Here is a 14,311-nt window from a genome sequence, read left to right as displayed (position 1 = left end):
AGATGGACATGCAATCCCGAATTCGCCAGCTTTTCCAGGCCAGCATCGACACCAAGCAACAGGCGATGGACGTACTTGCACCGCACATCGAGCAAGCCAGTCAGGTCATGGTCAATGCTTTGCTCAACGAAGGCAAAATGCTTTCGTGCGGTAACGGCGGCTCGGCCGGTGACGCCCAGCATTTTTCCTCCGAGTTGCTCAACCGCTTCGAGCGCGAGCGCCCGAGCCTGCCGGCGATCGCCCTGACCACCGACACGTCGACGATCACGTCGATCGCCAACGACTACAGCTACAACGAAATCTTCTCCAAACAGATCCGCGCCCTCGGCCAGCCGGGCGATGTGCTGCTGGCGATTTCCACCAGTGGCAACTCGGCGAACATCATTCAAGCGATCCAGGCCGCACATGATCGCGAAATGATTGTCGTAGCCTTGACCGGGCGCGACGGCGGTGGCATGGCCTCATTGCTGCTGCCTGAGGACGTGGAGATTCGCGTCCCGGCCAATGTCACTGCACGCATTCAAGAAGTCCACCTGCTGGCGATCCACTGCCTGTGCGATCTGATCGACAGCCAACTGTTCGGGAGTGAAGAATGACCGTTAACCGCCTCAGCCTTTTGGCCATCACGCTGTGCCTCGCCATCAGCGGTTGCAGCACGGCAATCACCGCAACACGGGACACGCCCATCCAGGACGACCGGGGCACACGCACCTTCGGCAGCACCATCGATGACTCGCTGATCGAAACCAAGGTCAAGGTCAACGTCGCCAAAGCGGCTACCGACCTGGGCAACGGCGCATCGCGCATCGTCGTGACCAGCTTCAACGGCGTCGTGTTGCTGGCCGGTCAGACTCCGCGCGAAGACCTCAAGGCCCAGGCTGAACAGGCTGCCTCGGCGGTGCAGCGGGTCAAGAAGGTTCACAACGAACTGCAGGTCATGGACCCTATCACCCTGCTGGCAATCAGCAACGATGCGTTGCTGACCACCAAGATCAAGGCGCAGATGCTTACCGACAGTGCCGTGCCGGGCTCGCGCATCAAGATCGTCACCGACAACGGCATCGTCTACATGATGGGCCTGTTGACCCAGGCTGAAGCCACTCGCGCGGCCAACCTGGTACAGGGCGTATCCGGTGTGCAGAAAATCGTGAAGGTGTTCGAATACATCGACTGATGTAACCGCCAGCCACAAAAAAGGGCGCCGAGCAGTCAATGCACGGCGCCCTTTTTTGTAGCAGTTGTTTACTGGTATTGCGAGTACGGGTTGCCCTGGAACTGGTTGTTCTGTTGTGGCGCCTGTTGCTGGGCGCCCGGCTGACCGTACTGCTGGCCAGGGATCGGGCCAAGGTTCACTTCTACGCGACGGTTCTGGGCACGGCCATTGACGTCAGCGTTACTGGCAATCGGATTATCCGGGCCGGCACCGCGTGCGCTCAGGTTGGCGGCGCTGACACCCTGGGAGGTCAGGTAATTGGCCACGCTCTGCGCACGGCGCTGGGACAGGTCCATGTTCAACTGGCGGCTGCCGGTGCTGTCGGTATAGCCAACGATCTGGATGGTGTTCTGGTTGAACTGCTTGAGGGAGTTGGCCAGGTTGTTCAGCGGCTGATAGAAGCTGCTGGAGATCGCGTCGGAGTTGGTGGCAAAGGTGATATTGCCGGGCATGATCAACTTGATCTGGTCACCCTGGCGCTGTACTTCAACCCCGGTGTTGGCCATGCTTTCGCGCAGTTTTTTCTCTTGCTGGTCGGCGTAGTAGCCATAGCCGGCAGCGCCGGCACCCGCAACCACTGCGCCAATCAGCGCACCCTTGCCACGGTGGTTATGGTCGATGGCCGCACCGGCCAGTGCTCCGGCCAGCGCGCCGAGGCCGCCGTACTTGGCGGTCTTGCTCATGCCGCTCTCGGAACCATTGCCGGCCTGTCCCTGGCTGCCATCATAAGGATTAGGTGAAGCGCAGCCGGACAACAAGGCTACAGCGGTAGCAACAACAAGCAGACGACGCGGAGTGAACATGAAGGAAGCTCCTACTTATGCATTCTGTGATGCAGAGGACGTGGGCAACGGACCTGTGCCGGGTTTGGAACACGACACGCGGTAAAAATTCCGTGAGCGAGGCGCAAACCGGACTCAGCCGGGCTATGGACCATTCACGTGTGGGAGCGGCGTGCTCCCGACCGCGGTGGATCAATCGATTCAACTATAGCTGACACACCGTTATCGGGAGCAAGCCCCCTCCCACAGAGGCAGCGTCCGCCCGCTGCATCAGGCACGCACAAAGGATGATCGAGCCGGCGGACTGCTAAGCTACCCGAACTGAATCCCACGGCAATGACCACACCGCAGTCAGTCGTATCTGGAGCAATATGTATGGCGAATCAACAGGTCATCTGTGAACACTGCGACTGCGTGTACCAGAAAGTCACGCTCGCCAGGCATCAAAAAGCCCTGTGCATACGCTGCGACGGGGTACTGCAGCGCTATAACGGCTTATCGGTGCAGCAGCGCCTCGCGTTGACGGTCACCGCTGCGGTGCTGTGGGCGTTCGCCAATTTCTATCCGGTGATGAGCATTAGCCTGCAGGGCTTGAAGAACAGCGCGACGCTATGGGATTCAGTGGTTGCGCTGAGTCTGGGGCCGATCACGTTTATCGCACTGGTGGCGGCGATTTCCATCATTATCGCGCCGGTGTTCCAGTTGCTGCTGCTGATCTGGGTATTGAGTTTCGCCCTCACCGGCAGGCGCTCGCCGGCCTTCAAACTGTGCATGCGCTGGCTGGAAGCACTCAGGCCCTGGAGCATGCTGGAAGTCTGCCTGCTGGGCGCGATGGTGGCTGTGTTCAAGCTGGCCGGCATGCTCGATGTGATACCCGGCATCGGCCTGTTTGCGCTGGCCGTCCTCAGCCTTTTGCTGATCCGCATCGCCGGGCGCGATGTGCGCGACCTGTGGGACACCCTATGAATTCCCCCCCCACCGCCCGCCAGCTCAACCTGTGCCTGTGCCATACCTGCGGCCAACCTTGCGACATGCACAGCGAACCCACCGAGTGTGACCGCTGCGGCGCCCCCTTGCACCGACGCAAGGTCCAGTCCCTGACCCGCACTTGGGCCTACCTGCTCACCGCGCTCGCCTTTTATGTGCCGGCGAACGTATTGCCGGTGATGAAAACCACCATGCTCGGCTCCGGGGCGGACAGCACCATCATCAGCGGCGTGCTGGAATTCTGGCAGCATGGCGCCTGGGACATTGCCCTGATCATTTTCATCGCCAGCATTGCCGTGCCGGGCATCAAGTTCGTGTCGCTGGGGTTGCTGCTGATCACCGTGCAGCGTAAAAGCCGGTGGGCGCGCAAGGAGCGCTCGAAGCTGTTTCGGTTCATCGAGCTGATCGGCTACTGGTCGATGCTGGATGTGATCGTGGTCGCGCTGGTAGCCGCGCTGGTGAAGTTTCAGGCCCTGGGCAACATCGAGCCGCGCCTGGGCATTCTGTTTTTTGGTCTGGTGGTCGTGTTTACGATGTTGGCCGCCATGAGTTTCGATCCCCGGCTGATCTGGGAACATCCACACAACGAGGAGACCTCGGATGAGCTCATCCAAGGCTGACAACACGGCGGGGCAACCCGCGATCAAGACACGTCGCTTCAGCGTTTCGCTGGTATGGATAGTGCCGATTGTCGCCGTACTGGTGGGTCTCTCGCTGGTGGTCCACAGCATGCTTCAGGAAGGGCCGGCCATCACCCTCAACTTCAAGACCGGCAGTGGGCTGATCGCCAACAAGACCGAGGTGAAATACCGCAACGTGGTCATCGGCCAAGTGACCGGTGTCGCCTTGAGCGATGACCAGAAAAGCGTCAACGCCACTGTCGAATTGACCAAGCAGGCCGAAAGCTTCACCCGTGAGGACTCCAAGTTCTGGGTGGTGCGGCCGCGCATCGGCGCCGGCGGCGTGTCCGGCATTGATACCTTGCTGTCCGGCGACTATATCGGTGCCGATATTGGCCAGTCCGATACCCGTGCCAAACAGTTCAAGGGCCTGGAAAACCCGCCGCCCATCACCTACGGCGAGCCTGGCAAACGCTTCACCCTGCATACCCAGGGCCTGGGGTCGCTGGATATCGGCTCGCCGGTGTATTACCGCAAGATTCCGGTCGGCCAGGTCGTTGCCTACGCATTGGACAGCGAGGGCAAGGGCGTGAATATCGAAGTGTTCGTGCATGCACCCAATGACGCGTACGTCACCGAAAACACACGCTTCTGGAATGCCAGCGGTGTCGACCTCAGCGTCGGTGCCAATGGCTTCGAGATGAAGACCGAATCGGTGTCGTCGATGTTGATGGGCGGGATCTCCTTTTTGGCGCCGCCCTACAGCCCCAACGACAAACCGGCCGAAGAGAACCGCAACTTCGAACTGTTCGAAGACCAGCAAAGCGCCCTCGCCCCACCCAATGGCCGGGGGCAATACATGGTGCTGCGCTTTGATCAGGCCCTGCGTGGACTGAAGGTCGGCGCGCCGGTGGAGTTCCTCGGGGTCGAGTTCGGCAAGGTGGTCTCGATCAATCTGGATTTCGACGCCCGCAAACGCAGTTTCCCGGTCAATGTCGGCATCGTGATCTACCCGCAACTGCTCGGCCAGGCGCACACCAAGTTGCTCAAGGCGATGAACAACAACCCTGACGATGAGGCCGCCGGCGTGCGCCTGATCGGCAGTTTCATCGAAAACGGCCTGCGCGCCCAGGCCCGCAGCGGCAACCTGCTGACCGGCCAGCTGTACATTGCCCTGGACTTCTACCCCAAGGCCGAGAAAGTCGCGTTTGACCCGAACCAGCGCCCGGTCGGCATCCCCACCATTCCCGGCAACCTGGAACAGTTGCAGGAGAAATTCGAAGGCATCGTCAACAAGCTCAGCCAACTGCCTGTCGAGCGCATTGCCGGCAACCTCGACGCCAGCCTGGTCGAGCTGCGCAAGGGCCTGGCCCAATTCAACGCCAAGACCCTGCCCGGCGTGCAGACCACCCTGGGCGACGTGAGCAAGACCCTGCAATCGGCCAGTTCCACCCTGGCCGAAGACTCGCCGCAGCGCGAGCAACTGACCCAGACCCTGGATGAACTGGCGCGCATGTCGCGCTCCTTGCGCGAGCTTTCGGATTACCTGGGCCGACATCCGGAATCGCTGATTCGCGGTCGCGCCGATAACGCCGCGCCCCTCGACCTGCAAGGGCCACCCCGCAAATGACTATTGGAGCCGCCATGACGTTGCCGTTGAAAATCACCTGGGTGACCGCCCTCTTGCTGCTCGCGGCGTGCCGCAGCGAGCCGATTGCATTCCACACCCTGACCCCGGCGCACTGGAGTAACGCCACGCGCGCGGATGCCGGTGGAATACGCATTGAAAGCATCAGTGTGCCGCCTCAGGTCGACCGTGCGCAGATCGTGATCCGCGAGGGCGACAGCGGCCTGGCGATTCTGGAAACCCAGTGGTGGGCGGCGAGCCTCGCCGATGAGCTGAGGAGTGCGCTGGTGGACCAGTTGGCCAGCAGCGATGCCCGACAAGCCGTGTCGTTGCGTGTCGAGGTGCAGCGCTTTGACTCGGTGCCTGGGCACTACGCGCTGCTCGACGTGCGTTGGCGCCTCAGGCCGGTCGGCGGTGGTGATCGCCCTGGGCTGACCTGCCGCTCGACCTTACAGTCACCCGCCGGCCCGAGCATCGATGACGTGGTAGTGGCGCACCAGAACAACCTCAAGCGCTTCGCCGCGCTGATCAACAGCGCCGCAGGCTCGTCCCTGACGCAGTGCCCGCGCGCGCAATGAGCGGTTCAATCAGCCCAGCAGCCCCATCGACTTGGCCCGCGCCACCGCCTGAGTACGGCGCTCCACGCCGAGCTTGCTGTTGATATGGCTGGCGTGGGTTTTCACGGTGTGCAGGGAAATGAACAACTGGTTGCTGATCTCCTGGTTTGAACAGCCCTGGGCGATCAGTTGCAGTACCGCCAGTTCCCGTGAGCTCAGGGTCTCATGATGAGGCGCGCTCTCGACACAGGTGACGGCCGGTAGCAGCGCCAGCAAGGCCTGATTCAGCGGAACGTGCGGATGCTTGCCCAACTGCTCGCGCATCCACTGCGGGTATTGCTCCAGCAACCGCTGGAACGGTTGCAGTGCGCCCCCCGCGCCGGCTTCAAGGGCGCGGGCCAGCACCAGCCCCGCCTTGGCTTCCTGACCACACGCCAGCAGCACCTGCGCCTGCTGGGCCAGGGCGATCAGGGCAATCATCTGGCGCCCGCTATCGAGCGCCTGTTGCGCCAGGTCCTCAAGCCGTTGCAGCGCCTTGTCGGGCTGATGGCGAATGACATCCAGCGCGGCCTGTTGCAGCTCCACATGTTGCGGCAAGTGCGGGTGAAACTCCGGTGCGGCGGCAGCCTGCTCACCGGTGTAGGTCTGTCCCAGCCGGGCCAGCCAGGCCTCGGCCAGGTCGGTACGGCCCTGGGCCAGCCACAGCTCGCATTTGATCAGGGTGATCATCGCCAGGTAGTAGATCGGCGGCACGTCCCAGATATGCATCAAGCGTTCAGCCTCGGCCAGCTCGGCAAAGGCGGTGGAAAAATCGCCACGCCGGCCTTCGAAGCTGGCGATCACACAATGCCCGATCAGCACGCTGATATCCCGGCAGGCGCGCGCCTCAGTCAGGCCGGCCCGCAACCGCGCAAGGCCGGCTTCGGACTGGTAACGCAACAGCAACAGGTAGCCTTCATAGAGCGACAATCGCGCACGCACGGCATACAGCCGCTGAGCCGCCAGCCCGTGCAGGCGCTGCAGGCCCTGGCGCACTTCGTCCAGGGCACGCAGGACCTCACCCCGCGCCTGCAGCACCCGGGCGCGGTCGTAATGGGCCAGGGCTTCGAACAGCGGATTACCGACACGCTGCGCCAACTCCAGGGACTCGCGATTCAGGCCACGGGCGCGCCACAGATCGGCATCGACAATCGCCAGGTTAGACAAGGTCGACAGGCACATCAGGCGCTGGCCATAACGCTTATGCGGCAGGCTTTCCAGGGCCTCGCTGCAATAGCGCTGGGTCAATTCGCGGTCCCCACGCCCACGGGCGATGATCCCGCTCAGTGCCAGCCATTGGGCCAGCATGGATTTCTGCGCGGTGGCCGACGGCGCCGGCAGGAAGCGACTGAGGTAGCTGGATAATTCCTGCGCCGCGTCCAACTGGCACGCCAGCCCCAGCGCCCAGCTGTAGAGCACGATCAAGCGCGGTGTGCTGATCAACAGGCTGTCGGGCAAGTCCATTTTCCAGCGCAGCAACATGCCGACATTCTGTTCCGCCAGCAGCTGCTCCTCTGACAGGTTCTGCACCAGGTTCGCTGCCACATCCAGGTGACCGGCCCGCAGCGCCTGCTCCACCGCCTCATCGATCAAGCCCTGGGCGTTGAACCAGCGACAGGCGCGCAGGTGCAGACTGGCCAGGGGTAACGTGGCGCTCTTCTCGCGGCGCGCGCGCAGCAGGTCGGAAAACAAATGGTGATAACGGTACCAGCGACCGTGTTCATCCAACGGCACCAGAAATACCTGATGGGCTTGCAGGTAGCGCAGGATTTCCGGGCTGTCGTGGGCCTCACGGACTGCGTCGCACAGCTCGCTGCAAAAGCGCTCCTGGGGCGCGGTGTCGTACAGAAACGCCTGGACTTGTGCAGGCAGGCAGTCGATCACTTCTTCCAGCAAATAATCGCGAATCAGTCCTTCGCCGCCGTTCAGGCCTTGGGGCAAGGCACCGTCGCTGCCGGCTTCGGAGGCTGCCAGCAACCAGAAGCGCAGGCCGGCGACCCACCCCTCACTGCGACGTATCAGGTTCTCCAGGGCCTCACCGCGCAGCAAACTGCTGTGCCGGTGCAGCACGGCCAGGGATTCGTCATGGGTCAGGCGCAGGTCGTGCTCATGCAATTCCAGCAGGTGCCGCGACAGGCGCAGGCGTGCCAGATGCCAGTCCGGACGCTGGCGGCTGGTGACCAGCATCACCAGGCCATCGGGCAAATGATTGAGGAAAAACTGCAGGCAACGGTCCAGCACCGGGCCCTGGGCCAAATGGTAGTCATCGAGTACGAGCAACAGTGGTGCCTGGACGGATAAGTGCACCGTCAGCTCATCGAGCAGGCCATCGAGCCATTCTTCAAAGGCGAAGGGTTGGTGACGCTGACGCATTTTCAGCAGGCCCAGGGACTGGGCGCCGAGGTGCGGGAAATACTCGCGCAAGCCTTCGAGCAGGCGTTCGAGAAAACGGCCAGGATCGTTGTCCCGTGGGCTCAGGCCCAGCCACAGGTTTTGCCAGTGGGCCGGCAGGCTCTGGCAGAACTCGACCGCCAGGGAACTCTTGCCGAATCCCGCCGGCGCGCTGACCAGCAACAGTCGCCCTCCCAGGCCGGCGCCCAGGCGCTCGCACAGGCGTGGGCGCAGCACGTAGCCGTCAGGCAGCGGCGGCCTGTAGAAACGGCCTTCCACGCTCGGAATCACCGCGCCGGCAGGCCCCTGGATTCGGGACAGATCAGTCATCGCCGGGCTCTTGTAGAAGGCTGTTGTCGGCACTGCAGATGTGCGCAGACTAGCGGTAAAAGCGGCGCGATTGTAGATCTTTGCAACAATTGTCTGAAAAAGAACTGCGACAAAAAATATCCCTACAGACACCCCAAACAAAATGTGGGAGGGGGCTTGCTCCCGATGGCGGTGGATCAGTCAATACATGCATCGACTGTCGCGCCGCCATCGGGGGCAAGCCCCCTCCCACATGGGGGTATCAGCGCAGGTTAGCGAACGCCGTCCTGGCGCAGCGCTGCCGGGGTGAAGTCGCTGGTGGTGGCGGTGAAGCCGAAGTCATACGCCTGCTTCTCTTCGTTCTTCATGCCCAGGGCCAGGTAGCGGCCGGATTGCAGATCGTAGAGGGTTTCCAGGGCGTACCACGGTACTTGCTTGTCGTAGTAGTTCTCGGCATGGGCTTCGGCAACGCGCCACAGTTGGCCACGGCCGTCGTAATGGTCGATCACCGCTGCTTGCCAGGTGTCCTCGTCAATGTAGAAGTCACGTTTGGCATAGATGTGACGCTGACCTTCCTTCAAGGTGGCGACCACATGCCAGACGCGGCGCAGCTCGTAGCGCGTCAGGTCCTGGTTGACGTGGCCGGCCTTGATGATGTCGGCGTATTTCAACTTCGGATCGTCGATCTTGTAGCTGTTGGAGGCGATGTAGATTTCCTTCTTGCCTTCCAGTTTCCAGTCGTAGCGGTCCGGCGCGCCGTTGTACATGTCGAGGTTGTCGGAGGTGCGCAGGCCATCGGCGGCCGTACCCGGCCCGTCATAGGAAACCTGCGGCGCCCGACGCACGCGGCGCTGCCCGGCGTTGTAGACCCACGCCGAACGCGGTTCCTTGACCTGGTCCAGGGTCTCGTGAACCAGCAGCACACCACCGGCCAGACGCGCCGGAGCGGTGACTTGCTGCTTGAAGTAGAACAGCACGTTGCCAGGGTTTTTCGGGTCGAAGTCCTTCATTTTGTCGCGGAACACGAACTGATCGCGAAAGTACACCAGGCTGTAGGAACCATTGGTTTGCGGGGTGGCCTGGGTCACCAGACGGGTGACGCTGCCGCCGCGATATCGGGTGATGTGGTTCCAGATCACCTCGACGCCGCTTTTCGGAATCGGGAACGGCACCGCCGTCTCGAAGTTTTCCAGGCCGTTGCCGCCGGACACCAGGTTGGTCGTGGTGGCGTTCTTCTTGATGGACGCGAACACGTCAGCCGGCACCGTGGCGCCGCGATGGGTAGCGTACACCGGCATCTTGAAGCTGTCCGGGTAACGCTTGAACATCGCGTACTGCCCGGGGGCCAGTTTGTCTTTGTATTGCTCGACGTTCTGCGCGGTGATAGTGAACTGCGGTTGTTCGCTGGCATAAGGGTTGGCCAGGAAACCCTTGGCATCCACCGCCCCTGCGTTAACCGGCATCGGTGACCATTTGGGAATGGTGCCGGCCGCGTTCCCGGCCATTTCGGCGCCCATCGGGGTCAGGGTGGTGCCCAGCTTGGCGGCTTCATCCGCCGACACTGCCGCCATGACGTTGCTCGCCAGGATCGACAGCCCAAGCACACCCACGTGCAACAGACTTTTAGTTATTTTCATGTTCTGGACTTCCTGAATACATACCACTTGAAAAGAGCGTGCTTAGAAGTTGGCGCCAAAGCTCAACGCGACAAAGTCGCGGTCATCCACGGTGCTGAACTTGCCACCAAAGAAGTTGGTGTAGGCCAGGCTCGCGGTGTAGGTGTTCTGGTATTCGGCATCCAGGCCCAGGCTGACCGCCTTGCGCCCTTCTTCGAAGTTGCCGCCAGGGCCTGGCGAGTAACCTTTGACGTCATGGGACCAAGCTACGTTGGGCTTGAGATTGACGCCGGCGAACACGTCCGGGTATTCCCAGATGGCACGGGCGCGGTAGCCCCAGGACGTTGCAGTGGTGTAGCCGTCGTTATTGCAGTTGGTGTTCAGGCCGGCTGCGTTGGGCAGGCCGGCACCGGTTGCGGTCGAGTTGTTGAGGGCGTTGCAGAACCCGCCTGGCAAGGTGCCGGGACCAAATACCGGGTCGCGGCCATAGCGGGCCTGGGATTTGCTTTCGAGGCCGCCCACATGGGTCACGCCGATTTCACCGACGGTGGTCAGGCGGCTGGCGCCCATCACCTGGTCGAAGAAGTGCGTGAAAGTGGTCTGGAACTGGGTCACTTCCTTGCGGTTGTAACCATGCAGGTCCTGGCCCGGCGAGCCCTTGAGCACGGACGCATTGCCAAAGCCCGGGATCGGCGTCACCCCGGCGAACAGAATGTCGGTGGTGCTCAACTGCACCGGCGCATTCGGCCGGTAGCTCAACTCACCGCTCCAGGCGGTGCCGGTGGGCAAGGTGGTGGAGAAGCTCAGGCCGTAGAGGCGGATATCTTCCGGGTACTCGACGAAGTAGTTCGAACTGCCCGCCACGATCAGCGGACGCAATGCCCCCAGCGGCCCCAACGGACGGGTGTAGGCCGCCGATGGCGCGCCCTGTGCGCTGAAGATCGGCGCACGGCTGTGGTAGTTCATGAAGTAAGCGCCGAATTCGGTGTCCAGCGGCTCGAAGTTATAGTGCATGGCCACGCCGAACTGGCCGCTGTCGCGGGCATCACGGTCCGGGCCACGGCGCACGAGTACGCCTTCGCTGTTGACGTCCACACCCAGCGCGCCCAGGGTCGGCAGCGCTGCGGCAGGGATGGTCGAGCGCTTGTTCAGTACTCGCAGGTTGTTGCTGCAGCCGTCGGAAATCACGTCCGGCTGCGAGAAGAAGGTGCCGCAGTTGTCGGTGACGGTCTGGTCCCATTCCAACTGGTAAAACGCCTCGGCCGACAGGTTGTCGGTGAGGGTCTGGGACACGTAGAACATGTTGACCGGAATCAGGCCTTCCTTGATCTCGGCCCCCGGACGACGAAACGCCGAGACGTCGATCGGGTTGATGGAGTTGATACCGCCGCCAATGAAGGTACTTTCGCCCCAGCTCACCACCTGCTTGCCGAAACGCACGGAACCCGGCGCATCGGCGATCGAGTAGTTGTGGTAGACGAACGCATCGAGGATCTGCCCGCCGGAGGACTTGGCGCCTTCCTTGCGGTTGTTGTCGCTGATGTCCTTGAACGGACGGCTTTCGTCCTTGAGTTCAAAGTCGTACCAGTACTTGCCACGCACAAACACACCGGTGTCGCCGTACTTCAGTTCCAGGTCGTGGATGCCCTTGAAGATCTTCGAAAAGGTTTCTCCGCGCTTGAAGTTCAGGTGCCCGTCGTCGGAGGTCTGGGACAGGCCCCTGCCGCCGTTGTTGGCACCGATCAGGTCACGATTGGCCTTGGACGTGCTCCAACTGGCGCCTACCGACAGGGATGAGTCGAAACTCCCTTCGATTTCACCAATGTTGAAACTGACGCCGAATGCGGGCCCGGCGAGCGTAGAAGCGAGACTGACGGCCAGGGGCAGACGTGCCCGGCGCCAGAACTGGTTTACTGAGGTCATCGACGCTACTCCATGTGCATTTTATTGTTATGGCAGTGAGCTCTTTCGGAGGATGCATGTAACGGCCGGGATACAACGATTCCAATGCCGAGCGACAACCGGGCCACCCTCACCCGAAGCGCAACATCCACGAAAAACTCTGGAAGGGACTATAGCCAGCAGGGGGTAGTGCTTGATCCCTCTAAAGTGTGATTTGCATCACCAACCCGTCTGCCCCAACCCTTTCGCCACGCCGACGAAGGTCGACGCGGCAAGGATGGCTGAAATTCGGCAAATCACAAGTAAAGGCCTGAGATAGAGCATTGCCGCCCGCGAACGGGCACGGCACGCGGCGTCAGAGGGTCGACAGGAAGGTGCTGTTGTTGGCCTGCCACTCGATGATGTCGATACGGATACGTTTTTTGTCGAGCTTGCCGACGCTGGTCTTGGGAATTTCCGTAACAACCGCAATCTGGCTCGGAATCGCCCACTTGCTCAAATGGCCCAGCTCAACGAAGGGCTTGAGGTGTTCCTTGAGCTCACGAGCCCCTATCACATGGCCATCACGCAACACCAAGAGGGCAAACGGGCGCTCACCCCACTGCGGGTCGGCAATCCCCACCACCGCTACTTCGCGTACCGCCGGGTGGCGGCTGACCAGGTCTTCCAGGGCCAGGGAGGAGATCCACTCGCCTCCGGTCTTGATCACATCCTTGATGCGGTCACGGATATCGATCACGCCGAACGCGTCCAGGGTGGCGACATCACCGGTGTGCATCCAGCCACCGGCCCACAGCTCGGCGCCCTTTTGCGGCTCGTTGTAATAACCCTCGGTAAGCCAGGGCGCGCGCAGTACCAGCTCACCCTGAGATTCGCCGTCGGCAGGCAAGAAGTTGCCGTCGGTGTCCATGATCGCCGCTTCCACCAGCGGCCCGGGCACCCCGGCCTTGATGCGATAGGTGGTGCGTTCGTCTTCGCTGCCGGCCATCAGCTCGGCGTTGAGGTGGGCACAGGACACCAGCGGCCCGGTCTCGGACATACCGTACGCGGCCGTCAACTGGATGCCACGGGCCTTGGCGGCTTCGTACAGCGAACGGTTGAGCGCGCTGCCGCCGATGACGATTTTCCAACCGCCGAAATCCACGTCCTGGGCGGCCTTGGCATTGAGCACCATTTGCAGGATGGTCGGCACACAGTGGGAAAAGGTGACCTTTTCCTTGCGCCATAGCTCCACCAGGTATTCGGGGTCGTAGCGGCCGGGGTAGACCTGCTTCAAACCGAGCATGGTCGCCACATAGGGCAGGCCCCAGGCGTGCACGTGGAACATCGGTGTGATGGGCATGTACACGTCGTTGGTGCCCAGCAAACGCACGCTGTCAACGCTGCCCATGATGGTCGCCACACCGATGGTGTGCAGCACCAACTGGCGGTGGGTGAAATACACGCCCTTGGGATTGCCGGTGGTGCCGGTGGTGTAGAAGGTGGTGGCGACGGAATTTTCGTCGAAATCCTCGAAGTGGTACGTCGGGCTTGCCGCCGCCAGCAGGGTTTCGTACTCGCCCACCAGGTTGGGCAGGTCGGCCGTCTTGCTGTCGCCGTCGGTGATCAGCAAGGTCTTGGCGACGCTGGTGAGCTGCCCGGCGATCGCCTGGTAAAGCCCCACGAACTCGCTGTTGACCAGCACAAAGCGGTCGTCGGCGTGGTTCATGGTGTAGAGGATCTGTTCCGGCGACAGGCGCACGTTGATGGTATGGATCACCGCGCCGATCATCGGGATGGCGAACATGCACTCCAGGTAACGATGGCTGTCCCAGTCCATCACCGCCACCGTGTCACCGGCCTTGACCCCGGCTTCGGTCAGTACATTGGCCAGGCGCGCGACGCGCTCGATCAAGGTCGGATAGGTGTAGCGCAGCTTGTCGCGGTAGATGATTTCGCGGGTCTTCTCGTAGCGCGTCCCGGACATCAACAGGCGTTTGATCAACAGCGGGTATTGGTAAGCGCCTTCGGCGGGTGGGATAACACGGGTCTGCAACATACGAATCCCTTTTATGACTGCGCGGTCTTGGCGTGAAGACCTGCACTGTAGAGACGTTATGTTTCAACCAAATCAGCCAAAGGAATGATTTGCAGACCTGAGCGAATGCTAGCTTTGCGCCATTATCGCCGCTTCTCCATATGCCTTCAGATCAGGAAGGCACCTGCTTTGAAAAGCGAACCTTCCGACATTCGTCACCGATAGCAACTCTTTACGCTTTGGTTTTTCGC

The 14,311-nt window shown here is 61.6% G+C and carries 11 protein-coding genes; 6 read left to right on the top strand and 5 right to left on the bottom strand.

Annotated features, from left to right (window positions below):
* Positions 1-2 precede the first annotated feature (2 nt).
* The gene (locus BFQ04_RS16015; protein WP_003216190.1) at positions 3-596 is read left to right on the top strand and encodes a phosphoheptose isomerase; all 594 of its coding nucleotides are present in this window, start codon (positions 3-5) and stop codon (positions 594-596) included.
* Positions 593-1,174, top strand: coding sequence for a BON domain-containing protein (locus BFQ04_RS16010; protein ID WP_057724611.1), 582 nt, complete (start codon positions 593-595; stop codon positions 1,172-1,174). The genes BFQ04_RS16015 and BFQ04_RS16010 overlap by 4 nt, the downstream gene beginning before the upstream one ends.
* 68 nt (positions 1,175-1,242) lie before the next feature.
* Here BFQ04_RS16010 and BFQ04_RS16005 read toward each other — a convergent pair whose 3' ends face one another.
* Positions 1,243-2,016: an OmpA family protein gene (locus tag BFQ04_RS16005; protein ID WP_065951647.1), complete on the bottom strand. Its 774-nt coding sequence runs from the start codon at positions 2,014-2,016 to the stop codon at positions 1,243-1,245.
* Positions 2,017-2,370: 354 nt separating this feature from the next.
* On the opposite strand from BFQ04_RS16005, the gene BFQ04_RS16000 reads away from it, so the two are divergent.
* The 4 genes from BFQ04_RS16000 to BFQ04_RS15985 are packed head-to-tail and all read left to right on the top strand — an operon-like array spanning position 2,371 to position 5,807.
* Positions 2,371-2,961 (top strand): paraquat-inducible protein A, encoded by a 591-nt coding sequence (locus BFQ04_RS16000; protein ID WP_065951646.1) that lies wholly within the window; start codon positions 2,371-2,373, stop codon positions 2,959-2,961.
* Positions 2,958-3,602, top strand: a complete 645-nt coding sequence (locus BFQ04_RS15995; RefSeq protein WP_065951645.1) for a paraquat-inducible protein A — start codon at positions 2,958-2,960, stop codon at positions 3,600-3,602. Before BFQ04_RS16000 ends, BFQ04_RS15995 begins: the two co-directional genes overlap by 4 nt.
* A complete protein-coding gene (locus tag BFQ04_RS15990; protein ID WP_065951644.1) occupies positions 3,583-5,232 on the top strand; it encodes a PqiB family protein in 1,650 nt (549 codons plus the stop codon). The genes BFQ04_RS15995 and BFQ04_RS15990 overlap by 20 nt, the downstream gene beginning before the upstream one ends.
* A gap of 14 nt (positions 5,233-5,246) precedes the next feature.
* Entirely contained in the window at positions 5,247-5,807 is a 561-nt protein-coding gene (locus BFQ04_RS15985; protein ID WP_065951643.1) for a PqiC family protein, read from the top strand.
* A 9-nt stretch (positions 5,808-5,816) separates the two neighbouring features.
* Here BFQ04_RS15985 and BFQ04_RS15980 read toward each other — a convergent pair whose 3' ends face one another.
* The 4 genes from BFQ04_RS15980 to BFQ04_RS15965 all read right to left on the bottom strand — a co-directional run bounded on the left by BFQ04_RS15980 (position 5,817) and on the right by BFQ04_RS15965 (position 14,081).
* On the bottom strand, positions 5,817-8,546 hold the full coding sequence (locus tag BFQ04_RS15980) for a LuxR C-terminal-related transcriptional regulator (RefSeq protein WP_065951642.1): 2,730 nt from the start codon (positions 8,544-8,546) through the stop codon (positions 5,817-5,819).
* A gap of 251 nt (positions 8,547-8,797) precedes the next feature.
* The gene (locus BFQ04_RS15975) at positions 8,798-10,162 is read right to left on the bottom strand and encodes a DUF1329 domain-containing protein (protein ID WP_065951641.1); all 1,365 of its coding nucleotides are present in this window, start codon (positions 10,160-10,162) and stop codon (positions 8,798-8,800) included.
* Between the two features lie 42 nt (positions 10,163-10,204).
* Positions 10,205-12,064 (bottom strand): DUF1302 domain-containing protein, encoded by a 1,860-nt coding sequence (locus BFQ04_RS15970; protein WP_065951640.1) that lies wholly within the window; start codon positions 12,062-12,064, stop codon positions 10,205-10,207.
* 334 nt (positions 12,065-12,398) lie between these two features.
* Positions 12,399-14,081: a fatty acid--CoA ligase gene (locus BFQ04_RS15965; RefSeq protein ID WP_065951639.1), complete on the bottom strand. Its 1,683-nt coding sequence runs from the start codon at positions 14,079-14,081 to the stop codon at positions 12,399-12,401.
* Between the last annotated feature and the right edge of the window lie 230 nt (positions 14,082-14,311).

It is taken from the genome of Pseudomonas sp. 37 R 15 (assembly GCF_900004865.1).
GTDB lineage: Bacteria > Pseudomonadota > Gammaproteobacteria > Pseudomonadales > Pseudomonadaceae > Aquipseudomonas > Aquipseudomonas fluorescens_AM.
Note: the sequence above shows the minus strand (reverse complement) of the source record. Positions and strands in the feature narration are given on the sequence as shown.

Excerpts from the sequence above, each read along its gene's own strand:
- BFQ04_RS15970 (WP_065951640.1), bottom strand. The coding sequence starts at position 12,064 with ATGACCTCAGTAAACCAGTTCTGGCGCCGGGCACGTCTGCCCCTGGCC.
- BFQ04_RS15995 (WP_065951645.1), top strand. The coding sequence starts at position 2,958 with ATGAATTCCCCCCCCACCGCCCGCCAGCTCAACCTGTGCCTGTGCCAT.
- BFQ04_RS15975 (WP_065951641.1), bottom strand. The coding sequence starts at position 10,162 with ATGAAAATAACTAAAAGTCTGTTGCACGTGGGTGTGCTTGGGCTGTCG.
- BFQ04_RS15985 (WP_065951643.1), top strand. The coding sequence starts at position 5,247 with ATGACGTTGCCGTTGAAAATCACCTGGGTGACCGCCCTCTTGCTGCTC.
- BFQ04_RS16000 (WP_065951646.1), top strand. The coding sequence starts at position 2,371 with ATGGCGAATCAACAGGTCATCTGTGAACACTGCGACTGCGTGTACCAG.
- BFQ04_RS16005 (WP_065951647.1), bottom strand. The coding sequence starts at position 2,016 with ATGTTCACTCCGCGTCGTCTGCTTGTTGTTGCTACCGCTGTAGCCTTG.
- BFQ04_RS15965 (WP_065951639.1), bottom strand. The coding sequence starts at position 14,081 with ATGTTGCAGACCCGTGTTATCCCACCCGCCGAAGGCGCTTACCAATAC.
- BFQ04_RS16010 (WP_057724611.1), top strand. The coding sequence starts at position 593 with ATGACCGTTAACCGCCTCAGCCTTTTGGCCATCACGCTGTGCCTCGCC.
- BFQ04_RS15980 (WP_065951642.1), bottom strand. The coding sequence starts at position 8,546 with ATGACTGATCTGTCCCGAATCCAGGGGCCTGCCGGCGCGGTGATTCCG.
- BFQ04_RS16015 (WP_003216190.1), top strand. The coding sequence starts at position 3 with ATGGACATGCAATCCCGAATTCGCCAGCTTTTCCAGGCCAGCATCGAC.
- BFQ04_RS15990 (WP_065951644.1), top strand. The coding sequence starts at position 3,583 with ATGAGCTCATCCAAGGCTGACAACACGGCGGGGCAACCCGCGATCAAG.